Here is a 16597-nt window from a genome sequence, read left to right as displayed (position 1 = left end):
ATGGATTTAAGGCTTCTCTTATGAATTGATACGTCGGGTGATGTGCGACATTGAGGTCAAGATGCCGCTTGAAGCGCCTTGCGTCCCTCCGCGTCCAACACCGCGAAATCTTCCTCAGACAGGGTGATGTCTGCAGTGGCGATATTCTGCTCAAGATGCGCGACCTTCGAGGTCCCGGGGATTGGCAGCATCACTGGACTGCGCTTCAGGACCCAGGCCAGAGCGATCTGGCTCGGATGCGCACCGTATTTCCCTGCCATGGTGTCCAGGATTGAGCCCGGCTTCGCGAGGTCACCGGCCGCGAGCGGGAACCACGGTATGAACCCGATGTTCTGCGCCGTGCAGTAATCGAGTACGGCCTCGCTGGTGCGATCCACGAGATTATAGCGGTTCTGGACGGTCGCCACGTTAAAGAACTTCGAGGCTGCTTTGATGTCGTCCACGGAGACCTCGCTCAGTCCCGCGTGGCGGATCAGTCCCTGATCGATGAAGGACCGGACCGCCTCGAACTGCTCATCCGCCGGGACTTTGGGATCGATCCGGTGCAACTGCCACAGATCGATCTGCTCGACGCCGAGATTCCGCAGACTTTTATGCACCTGCTGGAGAAGATATTCCGGTCGTCCGACCGGCTTCCAGATATCTGGCCCCGACCGGGTCAGCCCGCCCTTCGTGGCGATCACGAGACCTTTGGGATATGGGTGAAGCGCCTCTTTAATCAGCCATTCCGAAACATCCGGCCCGTAGGCGTCCGATGTGTCGATGAAGTTGACGCCGAGTTCGGGAAGGCGCTTCAGCGTGCGGATGGCCTCGTCGTGATCGGTGGGCGGTCCCCATATGCCTTTGCCCGTGATGCGCATGGCACCGAAACCGAGCCGATGAACGGCGAGATCGCCGCCGATCGTGAAGGTGCCGGAGCTGGCAGCGTTGGAAGCTGTATCGGTCATGGTCCTCGGTCCTTATTTCCAGCGGGTGGTTAAGGGATCAGTCATTTCGTCAGGCCGCGAAGCCACCATCGATGTTGTATGCGGCGCCCGTGATGATGCCGGCCTCTGGTCCGGCAAGATACGCGACCAGCCCCGCAATCTCCGCGCCTGTGGCATGGCGTTTGATCGCCATGAAGTCGTGCATCACGTCTTTCAGCGGTCCATCGGCAGGGTTCATGTCTGTATCAGTGGGGCCGGGCTGGACGACATTGACGGTGATGCCGCGCGCTCCGAAATCACGAGCCAGTCCTTTGACCATGCCTTTCAGTGCGGCCTTGCTGGCGCTGTAGGCTGCAAGGCCAGTCATCGGCATACGGTCGGCATTGGAGGACCCGATGAAGATGATGCGGCCCCCGGCGGGCATGGTCCGGGCAGCAGCAATGGCGGCATGGTAAGGCGCATGGATGTTGATACGAAACAGCCGGTCGATGTCATCCGGGGGGATCTCCAGCGGATCGCCCGCGCCAAGAATTCCAGAGTTGACGACCAGCACGTCGAGAGGACTGAGCGAAGCGATCAGCGCGATGAGAGTGTCCCGGTCGCCACTGTCGGCGCGGAGGGCCTTGCTTCCGGTCTCAGCCGCCAAAACTTCGGCATCGTCCGGGGAAGACCAATATGTGAAAAGAACCTTCGCTCCCTCCGAAGCGAAACGGCGCACGATGGCGGCCCCAATCCCGCGGCTGCCGCCAAGCACGAGGACGGATTTTCCCTCAAAATTGTTCATGACGGCATTTCCTGCTACGCCAAGATTTCTGCCAGCCTGTCGAATGCTGGCTGATAGATACCTGTCGGCATCCTGGCCTCCATACTGGCGGCATGTTCGAGGGGCGCTTCGAACTCTCCCCGCCACTGAATGAACGTGCGGTCACCATCCGTTATGGGAAGAAGGCTGATTGTCGACCGATAATTACTGATCGGCAGGGCGGACTCGATAATCGAGAACGTCACCGCATGATCCACGTCGGATAATGCGAGAAGCTGTTCCCGGATCACACCAACGTCGCCCATTTCAAGACGGCGGATCGCGCCCACCCGGTCGCCGGGCTCATCGCCCTCTATCACGCAGCTTTTCACATCTGGCAGCCAATTCCCAAGAGCGCCGAAATCGCGGATCAGCCCCCAGACGGACGAAACGGAGGCAGGAAGAACGCTGCTGGCCATCACATGGATCATAATGCGGCTCCTGTTCGTGTCTGTCCGGCCATCATAGCGACTGCCCTCCCGTCACTTCGATGCGTTGACCGTTCACCCAGAGCATGTCGTCAGAAAGAAGAGCACGGACAGCGGCTCCGATGTCATCGGGTTGCCCGACACGTCCCAGCGGCGTGATGTCTGCAAGGCTTTTGTTTACCGTGGCATCGTCACGGACCAGCCCACCGCCAAAATCCGATGCGACCGCGCCAGGTGCGACGGCATTGACGGTAATCCCCCGCTCACCCAGTTCCTTCGCCATGTAGAGCGAAATGACCTCGGTTGCGGCTTTCATGGCCGAATAGGGACCATGATCCGTCAGATAAAAGCGGGTCGCGGCAGAGGTGATGTTGAGAATACGGCCGCCATCGCGAAGCAGTGGCAGGAGCGCCACGGTCAGCAGGTAAGGGCCCTTGAAGTGGATGTTGTACTGATTGTCGAGTTGTTCGGAAGTGGCGGCATCGAAGCGCGTGTGAATGATGTTGCCGGCGTTCTGGACAACATAATTTAGTCCCTGCAGCCCGAACTCGTTTGCGAGAAGGGCTTTCACCCGCTGAGCAAAATCCGTGAACGACGTATGGTTCGCGATGTCCAGTTGCAGCATACGCAACTTCGCTTTTTCATGGCTGAGGGCGATTTCGGCAGCTTTCGCCTCATCTTCATTGGTATGATAAGTGCCGACCACATTAATGCCAGCATCCGTCAGATGCCTCGCGATACTGTAGCCGATGCCGCGATTGGCACCCGTGATAAGGGCGATTTTGGGTGTGTTCATAAACGGACTCCTTGCGGAAAGATGGCGTCCTATTCGGAAACCAAACTTCCGTATCACCCGATCCATAATATGGACATGAAACGACGTCAAGGAATTATGGACCGAACGATATGAAAGTTGGGGGTTTTTGTAGAAGGCTACAGCCTGACCCCCGTGTTTTCGGTGTTTTTTTGTCGATTTTTGAGAGGTTTGACCGTGTTGATATCCCACAACGTAAGGAGGGAGGTGATAGCAGCATCCAGAGTGTCAACAGTCATTCCATCCCGCGCTTCGCATGTCATGCCATGAAAAAAAGTAGCGAGAATATTGGGCAGGATATCTGTTGACGGGGAGGCCTTCAATTCATTTCTGGCTATGGCGCGCTCCACGCAGGCCTTAATACCAGCTCGCGTGCGTTGTCGTTCTGCTGCGAGAAGGGCTTGGACAGGTTCGTTCTCGGGTGAGCAATTGCTGGCGCCGGACACGACCAGACAGCCGGTCGGATGCGTACGGGCCGCCTGCATGCGCGCCGAGCCGCGCAATGTCCGTTCGATGGCCTCACGTGGCGGCAGGCTTTCATCCCATAAGGGGGCCATGACCTGACCATACGTTGCCAGATAATGCTGCACGACTTCCCGGAAAAGGGCTTCCTTAGAACCGAACGCGGCATAGAAACTCGCGGGCGAGATATGGCCCATGCTGGCCTTGAGCTGGGTCAGGGACGTCGGTTCATAACCATGCGCCCAGAAAAGCGCCGTGGCGGCGTCGATCGCCTTGTCGCGGTCAAACTCACGGGGACGGCCAGTCCGCGCCATGTTAGTGCTCCTTTGAAAAGACTTCCATATTAATCGATCCAGAAATTATTGCCAAGATTTTACGGTCCGCATATATATGTATCATTCGTTCCATATATTGAGTAGCTCATGACACCGACCATCGTACCCTCCGCGAAAAAAACCGACGAGTGCTTGCCTGTTTCCGGTCTGCTCGCGCTGGCCATGACCGGCTTCATCTGCATTATGACAGAAACTTTGCCGGCGGGTCTTTTGCCCGAGATCGGTGCTGGTCTGCATGTTTCCCCGGCATTCGCTGGGCAGATGGTGACGGCCTATGCCATCGGTTCGCTGAGTGCGGCGATCCCGCTGACGCTCGCCACACAGCGATGGCGGCGCAAGAGGGTTCTGCTGCTGGCGATCATCGGCTTCGTGGTGTTCAATTCCATCACCGCGTTTTCGACGCATTACGGCGCGACTCTCATGGCCCGCTACGGAGCGGGTGCGGCGGCGGGTCTCGCCTGGGCGTTGCTGGCCGGCTACGCGCGCAGGATGGTAACGCGCGCTCAGCAGGGGCAAGCGCTTGCGATTGCCATGGTAGGCACACCAATCGCGCTTTCTCTGGGGGTTCCCTCAGGCACATGGCTGGGGGCTGTTGTCGGCTGGCGCCTTACGTTCTGGATCATGTCGGGTCTGACAGTGCTTTTGATTGCGTGGGTTTTGGCAAAGGTTCCTGATTTTCCGGGCGCTGCACATCACGAGCGTCTGCCATTCCGGCATGTTCTGGGCATGCCGGGTGTGAAGCCCGTTCTGGGGGTCGTGATGGCGTGGATGCTCGCGCACAATGTTCTTTACACCTACATCGTGCCGTTCGTGACACTGGCCGGGCTGGCGGAACAGGCGGATCGCATTCTGCTGCTTTTCGGGATCGCCGCGCTTGCCGGCATCTGGCTGACCAGCCGCACGGTCGACCATGCCCTGCGCCTGTCCGTCCTGCTCAGTCTGGCCATATTCGCAGTCGTGGCAGGTGCTTTTGCCATCGGATCAGCCTCGCCGACTGTGATCGTGATTGGTGTCACGATATGGGGTCTGACATTCGGCGGGGCCGCGACCTTGCTCCAGACCGCGCTCGCCGATGCGGCCGGCGATGGCGCGGACGTCGCGCTGTCGATGAATGTCGTGGCGTGGAACAGTGCCATAGCCGGAGGTGGCCTTCTGGGTGGTGTGTTGTTCGATACATGGGGCGCGGCGTCGTTCCCATGGGCCGTGATGGTGCTCGTCGCCGTCGGTTTCCTGATCGCATGGACAGCGCGATCGCATGGATTTCGATCTGGCCACCGACTCAAGCAGGGGGGGCAGTCATGATGCAGGTTAACTAAAGTTGCAGACAGCTCTGCTCCCGCGAGCCAAAATGCATATGCCAAATATTAGGACGTTGAGACTCCGGGACAGTTCGCGGCATTTCTGACAGCCTGATTGATGTCGGTATGAGGTTCTGATCCCAGCAACCGGACGAGGCGACTGTTGTCGAGCCGGACCGGATAATGCCAGTAGGGCTTAACCTCGATCACTTCGTGCGGAAAACCACCGAATGGAGAAAGAAGGTGCATCAACCACCATGGGAAGTGCCGGACTGAGAGATCCGGCGTGCCCGTCATGCGGCGGAGCGCAGCGATCATGTGTGTGCCGTCTGCGTCCCAGAACCCGCTGAACTGCATGCGTTCGACGGTTGCCATGGCACCGGGTCGTAGTTCGAGCAGTTGCGCAATTGCTTCGGCCAGATCAGGCAGGTAAGCCCAGGCGTGACCGATACCAGTGCGGCCGGGATAGGTGATCTGTTTCAGCGGCGCCTTCGCCAACGCCTGAGCGAACCAACTCTGCTGTGCGTCAGGGCCGAAATAGTCGCCCGCCCGCACGATCAGGCTCGGAACCTCCGGGGCGGCGCCGGTGAGGCGACATTCGAGGGCCTTGCGGATCTTGCCTTTGCGGCCAGGCGGATTTTGCGGTGTCGTTTCGTCGATCACCGGCGCTGTGGCGGCGTCATAATTGTAGATCGTTCCCGGAAGCACAATGCGCGCTCCGCTGGTAGCCCTGGCGGCGGCGATCGTGTTGTCGATCATCGGCAGCACTGTTGTTTCCCAATTGCGGTAGCCTGCCGGATTGACGCCGTGCAGGATTACGTCGACCCCGGTCGCGGCCCTCACCACATCGTCCCGGAGCATGGCATCGCCCTGCACCCAGTGGGGCATCACATCGTCACCCCAGCCCGCTTGAGCCCGGGCCGGGTCACGCACCATTGCCCGCACCTGCCAGCGGTGACGCAGCATGACCCGTGTGACCGCGCCGCCAATGCCGCCGGTTGCCCCCAGAACGAGGATTGCTTTCGTCACGCTGCGATCTCCCTGCGTTTCCACCGGAAGAGTGAACGGAGGCGGTCGCGAAGGAAATTGACAAAGATCGGCATGCTGCTCATTGAAAAACGATGAGCATTCTTTCTCCGGACTGGGACGGACAACGGGCCTTCCTCGCGGTTCTCGATACGGGAAGCCTGTCGGCGGCGGCGCGCAACCTCGGCCTGACCCAGCCGACCGTGCGTCACCGGATCGAGGCGCTGGAGCGCGCGATCGGTCAGCCACTCTTCTCGCGCACGGTGAATGGGCTGGTTCCGACGGATGACGCCCGGGAACTGGCGGTCCATGTCCGGCGTATGGCCTTCGCGTCAGAGGCTTTCTATCGCGCTGCGTCCGCGTCCGGGGGTGAGATCGCGGGTACGGTGCGTATCAGCGTCGCCGAATTCGTCGGCATCGAGGTCATGCCGCGTCTGTTGGCCCCGCTGCGGGAGCGCCATCCGGGCCTCTACGTCGAACTGGTCCTGAGCAACGAGAACGCAGATCTGCCGGGGCAGGAAGCGGATATCGCGATCCGGATGCATCGTCCGCGCCATGGGGCGCTGGTGGCGAAACGGGCAGGATGTATCCCGCTCGGGTTTTTCGCGACCGCCTCTTATCTGGAGCGGCATGGGGTGCCGGAAGGTGCGACGGATCTGGCCCGGCACACGCTGATCGGCTCGGACCGATCCCGGATGGATCAAGATTTTACACGGGAATTGCAAAAGACGCTGGGAGAGAAGCTGTATTTCGCGCTCCGCACCGACAGTCATCCGACCCAGCTTGCCATGGTACGCGCGGGATTGGGGATCGGTGTCACGCAATTACCAATTGGTGAGCGGGATCTCGTGCGTGTGTTGCCTGGCCTGATTGTCGCGGAACTTGAAGCCTGGGTCGTCGCGCATGCGGACCTACGTCACAGCCACCGCATCGATGCTGTGTTTCGGCATCTTGCCGCAAATCTCCGGCAATATTGCACCGGTACCCAGATTACCCAGATAACTTCCGGTTCGTTTCCTTCATCAGGTTGATCAATGCGCGCAATGCGGAAGGGACATGCCGGTTGCGTGGATAATAGAGCATGAGGCCAGGGCAGGGCGGACACCATGCGTCGAGAACCGTCACCAGCCGGCCGTCAGCCAGAAGGCGGCGCGCGAAGCTTTCAGGCACATAGGCGACGCCGAGATCCTTGCCGGCCGCCTCCACCATCAGGTCGCTGTCATTCAGGGTGAGAACATCTGGAACGTCGAGAGTCATATTCTCTCCATGACGGGTGAACTCCCAGCGATAGCGTTTTCCGCCGGGGAGGCGTTGACGGATGCAGTGATGCAGGCGGAGGTCGTGCGGTGTCTGAAGCGGGGCATGGTGTGCGAGATAAGCTGGCGACGCGACAGTCACGAACCGGACTTCGCCACCCAGCGGCACCCCGATCATGTCCTGTGGTATGGCTTCAGCAAGACGGATGCCAGCATCGAACCCGTCCTCGACTATATCCACCAACTGCCCCTCCACAACGAGATCAAGTTTAACCCGAGGGTACAGGGTCATGAAACGGGGTACGATCATGCGGAGGAAAAGCTCCGCCGCCCCCTTATTCGCATTGATACGCAATGTGCCTGCAGGCGCACCACGAGCATCAGCCACAGCATCGAGCGCATCGTCCAACCCGCTCAGGACGGGTTCAAGTCCGGTCCGCAGTCGTCTCCCGGCTTCGGTGAGCGCGACGCTGCGGGTGGTCCGGTTGAGCAGACAGACACCCAGAGTCTGTTCCAAACTACGTATCGCGTGGCTGAGGGAAGACCTCGACACGCCGAGTTCGTCTGCCGCCTTGCGAAAACTGCGATGGGTGGCGACGGCAGCAAAAAGGGCCAGTTCATTCAGGGTTGGACGAGACATTGGTGAAAGAAACTCAACAGGTCATGCCATAATGGCGCGATAGTAATACCAATGAATGACTTATACACTTCCGGATCATCAGTGCAGGAGTGTTTTATGAGCAAAAGCTGGTTGATCACGGGCGCGTCCTCTGGCCTTGGCCGGATCATGACAGAAGATCTGCTGGAACGTGGCGACAAGGTGGTCGCGACAATTCGGCGCAAGGACGCTCTCACCGATCTGGAACGCGAATATGGCGACCGGCTCATAGTGATGATGCTCGAGATGACTGATACGGTGGCCATCCGCAGCGCGGTCGCGGGAGCGTTCGGGCATGTCGGACGGATCGACGTGGTGGTGAGCAATGCGGGTTACGGTGTGTTTGGCGCAGCAGAAGAAGTGGCAGATGCCGACATCGACCGTCAGATCGCCACCAATCTGACAGGCTCCATTCAGTTGATCCGTGCGGTTCTGCCATACCTACGCCAGCAGGGCGGGGGGCGCATCATGCAGGTGTCCTCGGAAGGAGGGCAGATCGCCTATCCGAATTTCAGCCTGTATCATACTACCAAATGGGGCATTGAGGGATTCATTGAGAGCGTTGCACAGGAGGTAGCTCCCTTCCGTATCGACTGCATAATTGTCGAACCCGGGCCGACGGGGACGAATTTCGCGGCTGGTATGGTACATGCGGCACCGATGGCAGTTTATGATGACACGCCCGCAGGGGCTGTGAGAAAGGCGATTGATGCCGGGACGTTTCCTATCAATGGAGACGCAAGACGCACGGTTGCGGCTATGATTGCCGCCGCCGACAGTGAGAAGCCGCCATTCCGTTTGCCATTGGGCAGTAAGGCCTATGACAATATCACACGCGAACTGGCCAGCCGCCTCACTTCGATCGAAACACAGCGTGATGTTGCGTATTCGGCCGATGGCAAGCGGTGACCCGGCATTAGGTTATTTTTACGTCTCCCATGAAGATCGGAGCCTATTCCTGAAAACCAGCAGAGTGGCGATCTGTGCAATGAGTGACAGGTCAAGAGATGTTGATCTCGTCTCAGAACAGGTATCTTCTGAATTAAACTATACTGGTTCCGCTATTATTCACCGGGAGTATCAGGTGTGGTGATGAAGACTGCTGTTGGCTTCCCAGAACTGCTGCCGGGGTTCAGGTGGTACGATATTGAAGTAGACGATATCCGTATTCGGACTGCTGTTGGCGGAACAGGATCTCCTCTGCTTCTGTTACACGGCCATCCGCAGATGCATCTGACTTGGCACAAGATTGCGCCCATATTGGCAAAGCATTTTACTGTCGTGGCTACTGATCTTCGAGGTTACGGTGACAGTGCGAAGCCAGATGGAGGCTCTGAGCACATCAACTATTCCAAACGGGCCATGGCTGCCGACCAGGTTGGTGTCATGAAAGCACTTGGTTTTGACCGTTTTCGGGTTATTGGGCACGACAGGGGTGGCCGCGTAGCACACCGCCTTGCACTTGATGCACCACAGTCAGTCGAAAAACTGGTCGTGATCGACATTGCGCCAACAGCCACGATGTATGCCCGAACCGATATGGAGTTTGCCCGGCGTTATTTCTGGTGGTTTTTCCTGATCCAGCCTTATCCACTGCCGGAAAAGCTGATTGGCGCTGATCCGGATTTCTTTCTGGAGAATCACATCGCAGGGCAGGTCAAGATACAGGGCTCTGTCGACCCTCGGGTGATGGCCGAATACCGTCGCTGCTACGCTGACCCTGCGATGCGACATGCAGCATGTGAGGATTATCGTGCCGCAGCGGGCATCGATCTTGTCCATGACGCCGAGGACGACGACAGGCGCATCGAAGCGCCGCTTCTTGCGTTGTGGGGCGCACGAGGGACCGTCGGCGCACTCTATGACGTTGTAGAGACATGGCGTGAAAAAGCCACGAATGTGCAGGGGAACGCGATTGACTGTGGTCACAGTCCACAGGAAGAAGCACCGGAGGAAATGTTGAGAATCATTGCTGCATTTCTGTGAACAGATACCTGCATTCCAAATGTAAATCGGTTCGATGGAATAGCGTCACCTTTGTCTGCTGAGGATAAAGATTGCGATTGGATGCCACCATAGGGGCTGGCACGGTTGCTCAGTTATGCAGCGAGATGCGGTATTTCGCGGTCGATCAACCGCAAGTATCGTTGGTTGTCTTCCCCCGCAACCAAAATTACCAAATAAAATTAGCACGTTAAGCCGTCCGTAAGGGCGGCTTTCTGCGTTTGGGATATACGCGCAGGATGCACATAGGATGCAAATGGGACTGAAAGCGCAGCGTAGTTTTGCCTGATTTCACGTGTGCGTGATAATTTTCGCATGGCCTTCACTGAGACAATGGCGTCGCCGCTCAGGTGTTCGAAGCGACCAAAATGATTCGCCTGGCAGGCAGTCCAGCAGGAGCCAAAAAAAATCAGGTCGCATATCAAGGAAAACTGCGGGTGACAGCGATCAGGAAAGTGCGGCCCGCTATTTTGTTCGTGCAGGACACAATATCTGGTGTCACCATAGTTTCATGAGCACAATATGAGCGACCATGGTCTCGAAGACGGACCATGCTCGCCCGCAGAATGGAGCCGGTGCATGGACGGAGATTTTTCGCTGTTTACGGGCGGCCAGGGTGGCCGCAAGGCCGTTCGTAATCCGTTTGAAGGGGCTTTCGGAACGCGACCTGTCCCGGCACGCCCGCTGGATCGGGGCATGGGAGAAGCAGTCGGTCGCCGGACGGTGTTCCGCCCTTCCGACCGGGAGGATTTCGGGCGTGTCGCCGACCGTGTGGCCGAAGGCAATGCCGGATTACTGGCCACGGTGGAGGATGCGGAGATCATGCAACTCCGTAACGCCATCGCTACGGGGGCGCTGCTCACTTCGGGGCGTCATCTCCAGCATGGTGACAGCACGCAGCCGGATCGCAACATGGAGATGTTCACCAACTGCGCCACGGCCATCTGCTCCTTTGCGAAATTCTATTTGCTGCTCAACGGCTCCGGCGTGGGACGGGCCTATGATGATGAGTTGTGCGTGGTGGACTGGGGTCAGGCCCCCGACGTGAAATTCGTCCTTTCACCAGAGCACCCGGACTACCCGCAGGACCGTGCCAGCCTGCTGCAGTTCGGCCTTGAGATGCAGATCCTGCCCTGGGGCACGGTGCTGGAAGCCTTCGATGCAGAGAGGGAAGCGCAGGTCCGCGCCTTTCTGGAAAGAACCGTGCTGACCCGGCTGCCGGAAGGCAGTGACCTTGTTCACGTCATTGAGGACAGCCGCGAAGGCTGGGGTAAGGCGGTCGAGACGATTGAGGCAATGGCCTTCGGTGGCGAACGCGATCGCACACTAGTGCTGGATTTCAGCGCCATCCGCTGTGCGGGCAGCCCGATTGCGGGCATGCAGGGGCGGCCCGCTTCGGGGCCGGTCTCGTTGCTGCGCGGACTGCTCAATGTGCGTGAGCATGTGATCAAGGCCGCGCGTGCAGGCGATATGCCGCTATGGGAACAGGCGCTGCGGGTGGACCATTATCTATCGGTCGAGGTGCAGGTGGGCGGTGCGCGTCGTGCCGCGCGCATGGCCACCAAATCATGGCTGGACGGGGATGTACTGTGCTTCATCCGCGCCAAGGAAGAAGGCGGCCTGTGGACCGCCAACCACTCCGTCATGGTGGATGCCGAATTCTGGGAATACGTGAACAATCCCGCGAAGACCGGTCCCTTGGCCGATCACGCCCGCGCGATGTTCGCGGAAGCTACGCGGTGCGCATGGATCAATGGGGAGCCCGGCTTCATCAATGGTGACCGGCTGGAAGATAACCGCACCGGCAGCGCTCGGCTCAAACAGGTGCATGCGGATGGGCGGGATTTCCGCTCGCACCGCTATCAGGCCACCGAGGGCGCAGCTCTGCTGGCCGATCTGGCTCAGCGGGCCACGTCCGCGCATTTTCCGGTCACGACCAACCCCTGCGGCGAGATCACATTGCACGTCACGGGTGGTTATTGCGTGATTGGTGATTTCGCCCCGCTGCTGGCCTGCCCGGTGGCGCCAGAGGAAGTGATGCCCGGTCAGGTCTCAGCCGAAGCGGCGGACATATGGGATGCCCGCGTAAGGGATTCCGTGCGGCTTGGCGTGCGCTTTCTGCTGCGTGCCAACCGTATGGACGCGCTGTATGGCGAGGAAGTGCGCCGGACCAACCGGATCGGCATCGGCCCGACCGGTCTGCATGAATGGGCATGGGTGCGCTTCGGTCTCGACTTTCATGATCTGCTGGACGAGGACCGTGCCGCCCCCTTCTGGAACGCTGTGCGCGAACTCTCCACCATCGCCAAAGCCGAGGCGAATGCCTATGCGCTTGAGACCGGCACCACCCGGCCGGTTACAGTTACAACCGTCAAACCTGCGGGCACCACATCGAAGCTGTTTGGCCTGACCGAAGGTGCACACCTGCCCGCACGGCGGCAATATCTGCGTTGGGTGCAGTTCAAGGGCGTGCGGCGCGAGGACGGCACGTGGGAGGCAGGAACCGACCCGCTACTGCCAGCTTACGAGCACAAGGGCTATCCCGTGCGTTCGCTGCGCAGCTTTCCGGGCATGAGTATTGTGGGCTTTCCGACCGTGCCGCTTATCCAGCGTCTCGGCATGGGCGAGCGTGTGGTGACAGCACCCGAAGCCTCGCCGGAGGAGCAGTATCGCTGGCTGGAACTGCTGGAGAAATACTGGATCGGGGCGGAGCAGGGCAATCAGGTATCTTACACGCTCAAGGTCTATACCGACCGGCATAGTCTGGACAATTTCCGCGCCATGGTAGCTGACAACCAGCCGCATGTGCGCTGCTGCGCCGTGCTGCCCAGCCGTCCGGATTCCGGCCTTGGTTACGAATACCTGCCGGAAGAGGAAGTCACGGCAGGCAAATTCGCTGCCATCACGGCCATGATCCAGGATGACGAGGTGGGCGAAGTGGTGGACTGGGCGCATCTGCAATGTGCCAGTGGAGTCTGCCCGATCTGAAGATGGTGCTGTCAGGCCATCTGGTGCGCGACGGTAACAGAAGGATACCGAGAAACCCGTTGACAGACTCTGCCGCCGAAGGCTTTGATTTGCACAGCTAGTGTGGTCTTTGCAGACCGTACTTTCGTATGCGTTAACGTGAAACAACGCACAGAAACTGACAGCAGCATGCTGGCAGCCTGTGCGTCTGTGTATCCACAGTCACCGGTCTGTCGGCATGACAGGGATACACAGTGATGAAGCTTTTCCAGTCCTTTTCAAATCGCGATGATGCCCCCGAGATCCGCCGTGTGCGGCATGACCTGGTCAGGCGTAGCCTTGAAGTCCGCGCTGTTGAGCGCCTGACCCCGCATATGATCCGTATCACGCTGGGTGGCCCCGAACTGGCCGGGTTCTACAGCCCGTCCCCTGACGATCACATCAAGATCTTCATTCCCGGTCTGGATGGTTCACCAACCCGTCGCGATTACACGCCGCGCCGTTACGACCCGCAGAACGGTACGCTGCTTCTGGATTTCGTCAATCATCATGGTGGACCAGCCGCCGCGTGGGCGCGGGCCGCCAAACCGGGTGACCGACTGGAGATCGGTGGTCCACGCGGGTCGCAGATCATTTCCGGCCCGATTGATCACTGGCTTCTGATCGGTGACGAAACGGCGTTGCCTGCGATCGGACGACGGGTTGAGGCGCTTCCTGCCCGGACGTCCGTTACGACTGTGGTTGCTGTGCCGGGGGCGGAAGACGAGCAGGTCTTTACCACGGCCGCACACCATGCTGCCCATTGGGTCCATCGCTCCATGGAGCAAGCTGATGACGCTGTCGGCATTCTTGCTGTCCTGAAAAATCTGGAAATTCCGGACCGCACTTTTGTCTGGGTCGGTGCCGAGGCCCGCGTGGCGAAAGCCGTGCGCCAGTATCTTCTCGATGAACGCAGGATTCCGGCACAGTGGATCAAGGCATCCGGCTACTGGGTGAAGGGCCAGGTCGATGCGTCCGTGAAGGACGTCGGGGACGCGCGCTGAACGATAAGGGGCGTGGGTGTCAGGACCATGATGAGGCGCCTACCTTACAAATTTATACATTCATTCAGCGAGACATGACCTACCTTCGGTTCATGAACCAAAGAAGGCCGAACAGGATATTTTGCCTGATATGAAAAACGTACTTCTGACCCTGACCGTTCTCCTTGCGGTCATGGGGGCAGGGGCCGGATTGCTGCCTGTCCCTGTCCCTGTCCCTGTCACTCCGGCACAGGCGGCGGATAGCGCTTCCCTGCCGGTGGTAACGCCTGTCATATCGTGCGATGCGTTGGGCACCGTCGATCTTGCGCCCGCCGTCGGCGCTGCAGTCCATGGCCAGAAGGCTGCCGTGCTTCAGACCCCCAAGGGCAAATTCTGCAAGGTCACGGGGCAGATCGCGCCTGCGATTTCCTTTGAGGTCGATCTGCCCATGGAGCACTGGACCCAGCGATTCCTGCAGGGAGGCTGCGGCGGCCTGTGCGGCATGACGCGTGTGGGCGTCAGTAACGCCGGGGCCTGCGCGCCCGCCCTGAATGGCGAATTCGTCATGGCGGGTGATGACATGGGCCATACAGGCTCCATGGTGGGGCTGGCACAGGGCGAGTTTGGTAAAGACCCGCAAAAGCGCATTGACTTCGCCTATCGCGCGAACCATGTCACCGCGCTGGCGGCCAGGGCCCTGACGGCGACTTTCTACGGACAGGCCCCGAAATATTCCTATTTTGTCGGCTGTTCCGATGGTGGTCGTGAAGCGCTGATGGAAGCCCAGCGTTTCCCCGAGGATTTTGATGGCATTTCCGCCGGTGCTCCGGCCGCCCTGTTTACCGTGCAGAATTCATTCTATCACGCATGGAACGTGCGCGGGAATCAGCGTGCCGATGGTACCAGCATCCTGTTGCAGAACCGGGTGGGCGTGCTGCATGATGCCGTCATCCAGCATTGCGATACGCTTTCAGGTGTAAAGGACGGTATTCTTGAAGAACCCCGCACCTGCCATTTCGATCCCGCATGGGTGCAGTGTCCGGCTGGCCAGAGCGACACTTCGCACTGCCTGACGGCAGAGGAAACGCAGGCGGCTGTACGGCTCTATGCCGGAGCAACCGATGCATCCGATCATCCCTATATCATCGGCGGGCCCCTGCCGGGATCGGAACTGCAATGGGCGCTGCCCGCGACCGCGCATGGGGAATCCATGAGCAATGGCATTGCTGCTTCGGCCATTGCCTATGTCATTCCGGCGCAGGTGGATGAAAAGGCGGCTGACCTAGGCCGCTTCCGCTTTGACGATGCCTCCTTCGCCCGGATGAGCGAACTGGCTCCGCTGTATAATGCCGAGAACACGGACCTTCATGCGTTTCACAAACGTAGTGGCCGCCTGATCCTGTGGCATGGCCTGGCGGACCAGTCGATCTCGCCCCTGAACACCATTGCTTATTATCAGGGCGTGCAGCGGGAAATGGGCGTGGAGCAGACCGACAGCTTCTTGAAATTCTACCTGCTGCCCGGCGTCGGGCATTGCGGCAATGGCGAGGGCTTTCCGCAGGTCGATTTCCTCTCGCCGCTGATGGCATGGACGGAAGCCGGACTGACGCCCGCTGCCATCCGCACCGAGAGGACAGCGCAGGGCAGGGAAGCGATGGGACCACCCGCCGGCAGCCATGACAGGCCGCCGGCAGGCGGGCAGATCCACATGGCCCCCATGTCCAGCCAGCCTTATGCGCGACCGAATGCCACGGCAATAGCCAGCCGTCCGGTCTATCCCTACCCATATATTGCCCGGTATGCCGGGGCAGGGGACGTGAATGACGCGCGGAATTACCGACCCGTGAAATTGCCTGCGTCCCTGCCAATGGCATTTGCAAGTCATGCCACATCGCTGATCGGTCCGGATAACCAGAAGCAGTATGGCGTCCGGGATGGCAGGCTTGTGGTGGAAAGCGCGAAGTAATGGAAACCGTGCCGCCCGGCATCAGATGTCGGGCGGACGACCGGGGCAGGTGGCAGACTTCACGGTTATATGGGCTCCGACGGACTGACCTCGCTCAGCAGGTTGTCACCCGCCGGATGATAGAACAGGGGCCAGCGGTCACGCTGGCGCGACACAACTGCCACCGGCCCCGGCACACAGCTGTCCTGTACGTCGACGGCATGAATTGCTGCCTGTCCGCTATGTCTTAGTGTCTGACCGAAAATGAGTTGAGTGATTTCAGTGGATTATGATTCATGGGTTTGCGATAACCTGATGAGATCAAGATGGCCTGGACTGAAATCACCCGCGCGCAGTATCGCCGGGACGACCTGGAGTATGCAAGCGACCTTCGCGATGCGGAGTGGGCGCTGATTGCGCCTTTGATGCCCGAGAAGAAACGACTGGGGAGACCACGACGTACGGATTTGCGCCGGGTCATGGAGGCGATCCTCTATATCGTCACTACGGGTTGCCAGTGGCGACAATTGCCTCGTCATTTTCCCGCCTTCACGACCGTGCAGGGCTATTTCTACCGTTGGATCCGCGAGGGACGATGGGAAGCGATAAACCATATTCTCGTGATCCTGTCGCGTGAGCAGGACGGGCGAGACG

The 16597-nt window shown here is 59.4% G+C and carries 15 protein-coding genes; 8 read left to right on the top strand and 7 right to left on the bottom strand.

Features of this window, described 5'->3' with window-relative positions; genetic code table 11:
• Positions 1–56 precede the first annotated feature (56 nt).
• The 5 genes from GEU01_RS11865 to GEU01_RS11845 form a co-directional block, all read right to left on the bottom strand.
• The gene (locus tag GEU01_RS11865; protein WP_019086262.1) at positions 57–947 is read right to left on the bottom strand and encodes an aldo/keto reductase; all 891 of its coding nucleotides are present in this window, start codon (positions 945–947) and stop codon (positions 57–59) included.
• Between the two features lie 49 nt (positions 948–996).
• Positions 997–1710, bottom strand: coding sequence for an SDR family oxidoreductase (bdcA, locus tag GEU01_RS11860; RefSeq protein WP_019086261.1), 714 nt, complete (start codon positions 1708–1710; stop codon positions 997–999).
• Positions 1711–1724: 14 nt separating this feature from the next.
• Positions 1725–2159, bottom strand: coding sequence for an SRPBCC family protein (locus GEU01_RS11855; RefSeq protein WP_019086260.1), 435 nt, complete (start codon positions 2157–2159; stop codon positions 1725–1727).
• A gap of 31 nt (positions 2160–2190) precedes the next feature.
• Positions 2191–2952 (bottom strand): SDR family NAD(P)-dependent oxidoreductase, encoded by a 762-nt coding sequence (locus tag GEU01_RS11850; RefSeq protein WP_019086259.1) that lies wholly within the window; start codon positions 2950–2952, stop codon positions 2191–2193.
• Between the two features lie 137 nt (positions 2953–3089).
• Complete coding sequence (locus tag GEU01_RS11845) at positions 3090–3746, bottom strand: TetR/AcrR family transcriptional regulator (protein WP_019086258.1); 657 nt, start codon at positions 3744–3746, stop codon at positions 3090–3092.
• A 108-nt stretch (positions 3747–3854) separates the two neighbouring features.
• Between GEU01_RS11845 and GEU01_RS11840 the strand changes: the two genes are divergently transcribed.
• The gene (locus tag GEU01_RS11840; RefSeq protein ID WP_026018697.1) at positions 3855–5069 is read left to right on the top strand and encodes an MFS transporter; all 1215 of its coding nucleotides are present in this window, start codon (positions 3855–3857) and stop codon (positions 5067–5069) included.
• A gap of 62 nt (positions 5070–5131) precedes the next feature.
• Here the strand turns inward: GEU01_RS11840 and GEU01_RS11835 are convergent, their stop codons facing one another.
• Positions 5132–6094 (bottom strand): NAD(P)H-binding protein, encoded by a 963-nt coding sequence (locus GEU01_RS11835; RefSeq protein ID WP_019086256.1) that lies wholly within the window; start codon positions 6092–6094, stop codon positions 5132–5134.
• Positions 6095–6186: 92 nt separating this feature from the next.
• Here GEU01_RS11835 and GEU01_RS11830 point away from each other — a divergent pair, with 92 nt between their 5' ends.
• On the top strand, positions 6187–7122 hold the full coding sequence (locus GEU01_RS11830; protein WP_019086255.1) for a LysR family transcriptional regulator: 936 nt from the start codon (positions 6187–6189) through the stop codon (positions 7120–7122).
• On the opposite strand, the gene GEU01_RS24335 is transcribed toward GEU01_RS11830, so the two are convergent.
• Positions 7082–7987: a LysR family transcriptional regulator gene (locus tag GEU01_RS24335; RefSeq protein ID WP_081499960.1), complete on the bottom strand. Its 906-nt coding sequence runs from the start codon at positions 7985–7987 to the stop codon at positions 7082–7084. The two genes, GEU01_RS11830 and GEU01_RS24335, sit on opposite strands and share 41 nt — an antisense overlap.
• Before the next feature lie 96 nt (positions 7988–8083).
• On the opposite strand from GEU01_RS24335, the gene GEU01_RS11820 reads away from it, so the two are divergent.
• The 6 genes from GEU01_RS11820 to GEU01_RS11790 all read left to right on the top strand — a co-directional run.
• Positions 8084–8914, top strand: coding sequence for an SDR family oxidoreductase (locus GEU01_RS11820; RefSeq protein WP_019086253.1), 831 nt, complete (start codon positions 8084–8086; stop codon positions 8912–8914).
• Between the two features lie 183 nt (positions 8915–9097).
• Complete coding sequence (locus GEU01_RS11815; RefSeq protein ID WP_026018696.1) at positions 9098–9991, top strand: alpha/beta fold hydrolase; 894 nt, start codon at positions 9098–9100, stop codon at positions 9989–9991.
• Between the two features lie 597 nt (positions 9992–10588).
• Positions 10589–12997 carry a recombinase gene (locus GEU01_RS11810; protein ID WP_019086251.1) on the top strand — a complete coding sequence of 803 codons (2409 nt, stop codon included), beginning with the start codon at positions 10589–10591 and terminating at the stop codon, positions 12995–12997.
• Between the two features lie 236 nt (positions 12998–13233).
• Positions 13234–14019, top strand: a complete 786-nt coding sequence (locus GEU01_RS11805; protein WP_019086250.1) for a siderophore-interacting protein — start codon at positions 13234–13236, stop codon at positions 14017–14019.
• 130 nt (positions 14020–14149) lie between these two features.
• Positions 14150–15964 (top strand): tannase/feruloyl esterase family alpha/beta hydrolase, encoded by a 1815-nt coding sequence (locus GEU01_RS11800; RefSeq protein WP_019086249.1) that lies wholly within the window; start codon positions 14150–14152, stop codon positions 15962–15964.
• A gap of 305 nt (positions 15965–16269) precedes the next feature.
• On the top strand, positions 16270–16597 hold a 328-nt coding region (locus GEU01_RS11790), incomplete at its 3' end, for a transposase (RefSeq protein ID WP_019086247.1).

This window comes from Komagataeibacter europaeus LMG 18890, from assembly GCF_000285295.1.
In the GTDB taxonomy this organism is placed as follows: domain Bacteria; phylum Pseudomonadota; class Alphaproteobacteria; order Acetobacterales; family Acetobacteraceae; genus Komagataeibacter; species Komagataeibacter europaeus.
This window is presented reverse-complemented; position numbering and strand designations above follow the sequence as displayed.

Bases quoted from the DNA above. Each gene is read 5' to 3' on its own strand.
- GEU01_RS11850 (WP_019086259.1), bottom strand. From the start codon at position 2,952: ATGAACACACCCAAAATCGCCCTTATCACGGGTGCCAATCGCGGCATC.
- GEU01_RS11845 (WP_019086258.1), bottom strand. From the start codon at position 3,746: ATGGCGCGGACTGGCCGTCCCCGTGAGTTTGACCGCGACAAGGCGATC.
- GEU01_RS11840 (WP_026018697.1), top strand. From the start codon at position 3,855: ATGACACCGACCATCGTACCCTCCGCGAAAAAAACCGACGAGTGCTTG.
- GEU01_RS11805 (WP_019086250.1), top strand. From the start codon at position 13,234: ATGAAGCTTTTCCAGTCCTTTTCAAATCGCGATGATGCCCCCGAGATC.
- bdcA (WP_019086261.1), bottom strand. From the start codon at position 1,710: ATGAACAATTTTGAGGGAAAATCCGTCCTCGTGCTTGGCGGCAGCCGC.
- GEU01_RS11810 (WP_019086251.1), top strand. From the start codon at position 10,589: ATGGACGGAGATTTTTCGCTGTTTACGGGCGGCCAGGGTGGCCGCAAG.
- GEU01_RS11830 (WP_019086255.1), top strand. From the start codon at position 6,187: ATGAGCATTCTTTCTCCGGACTGGGACGGACAACGGGCCTTCCTCGCG.
- GEU01_RS11815 (WP_026018696.1), top strand. From the start codon at position 9,098: ATGAAGACTGCTGTTGGCTTCCCAGAACTGCTGCCGGGGTTCAGGTGG.
- GEU01_RS24335 (WP_081499960.1), bottom strand. From the start codon at position 7,987: ATGTCTCGTCCAACCCTGAATGAACTGGCCCTTTTTGCTGCCGTCGCC.
- GEU01_RS11800 (WP_019086249.1), top strand. From the start codon at position 14,150: ATGAAAAACGTACTTCTGACCCTGACCGTTCTCCTTGCGGTCATGGGG.
- GEU01_RS11865 (WP_019086262.1), bottom strand. From the start codon at position 947: ATGACCGATACAGCTTCCAACGCTGCCAGCTCCGGCACCTTCACGATC.
- GEU01_RS11855 (WP_019086260.1), bottom strand. From the start codon at position 2,159: ATGATCCATGTGATGGCCAGCAGCGTTCTTCCTGCCTCCGTTTCGTCC.
- GEU01_RS11820 (WP_019086253.1), top strand. From the start codon at position 8,084: ATGAGCAAAAGCTGGTTGATCACGGGCGCGTCCTCTGGCCTTGGCCGG.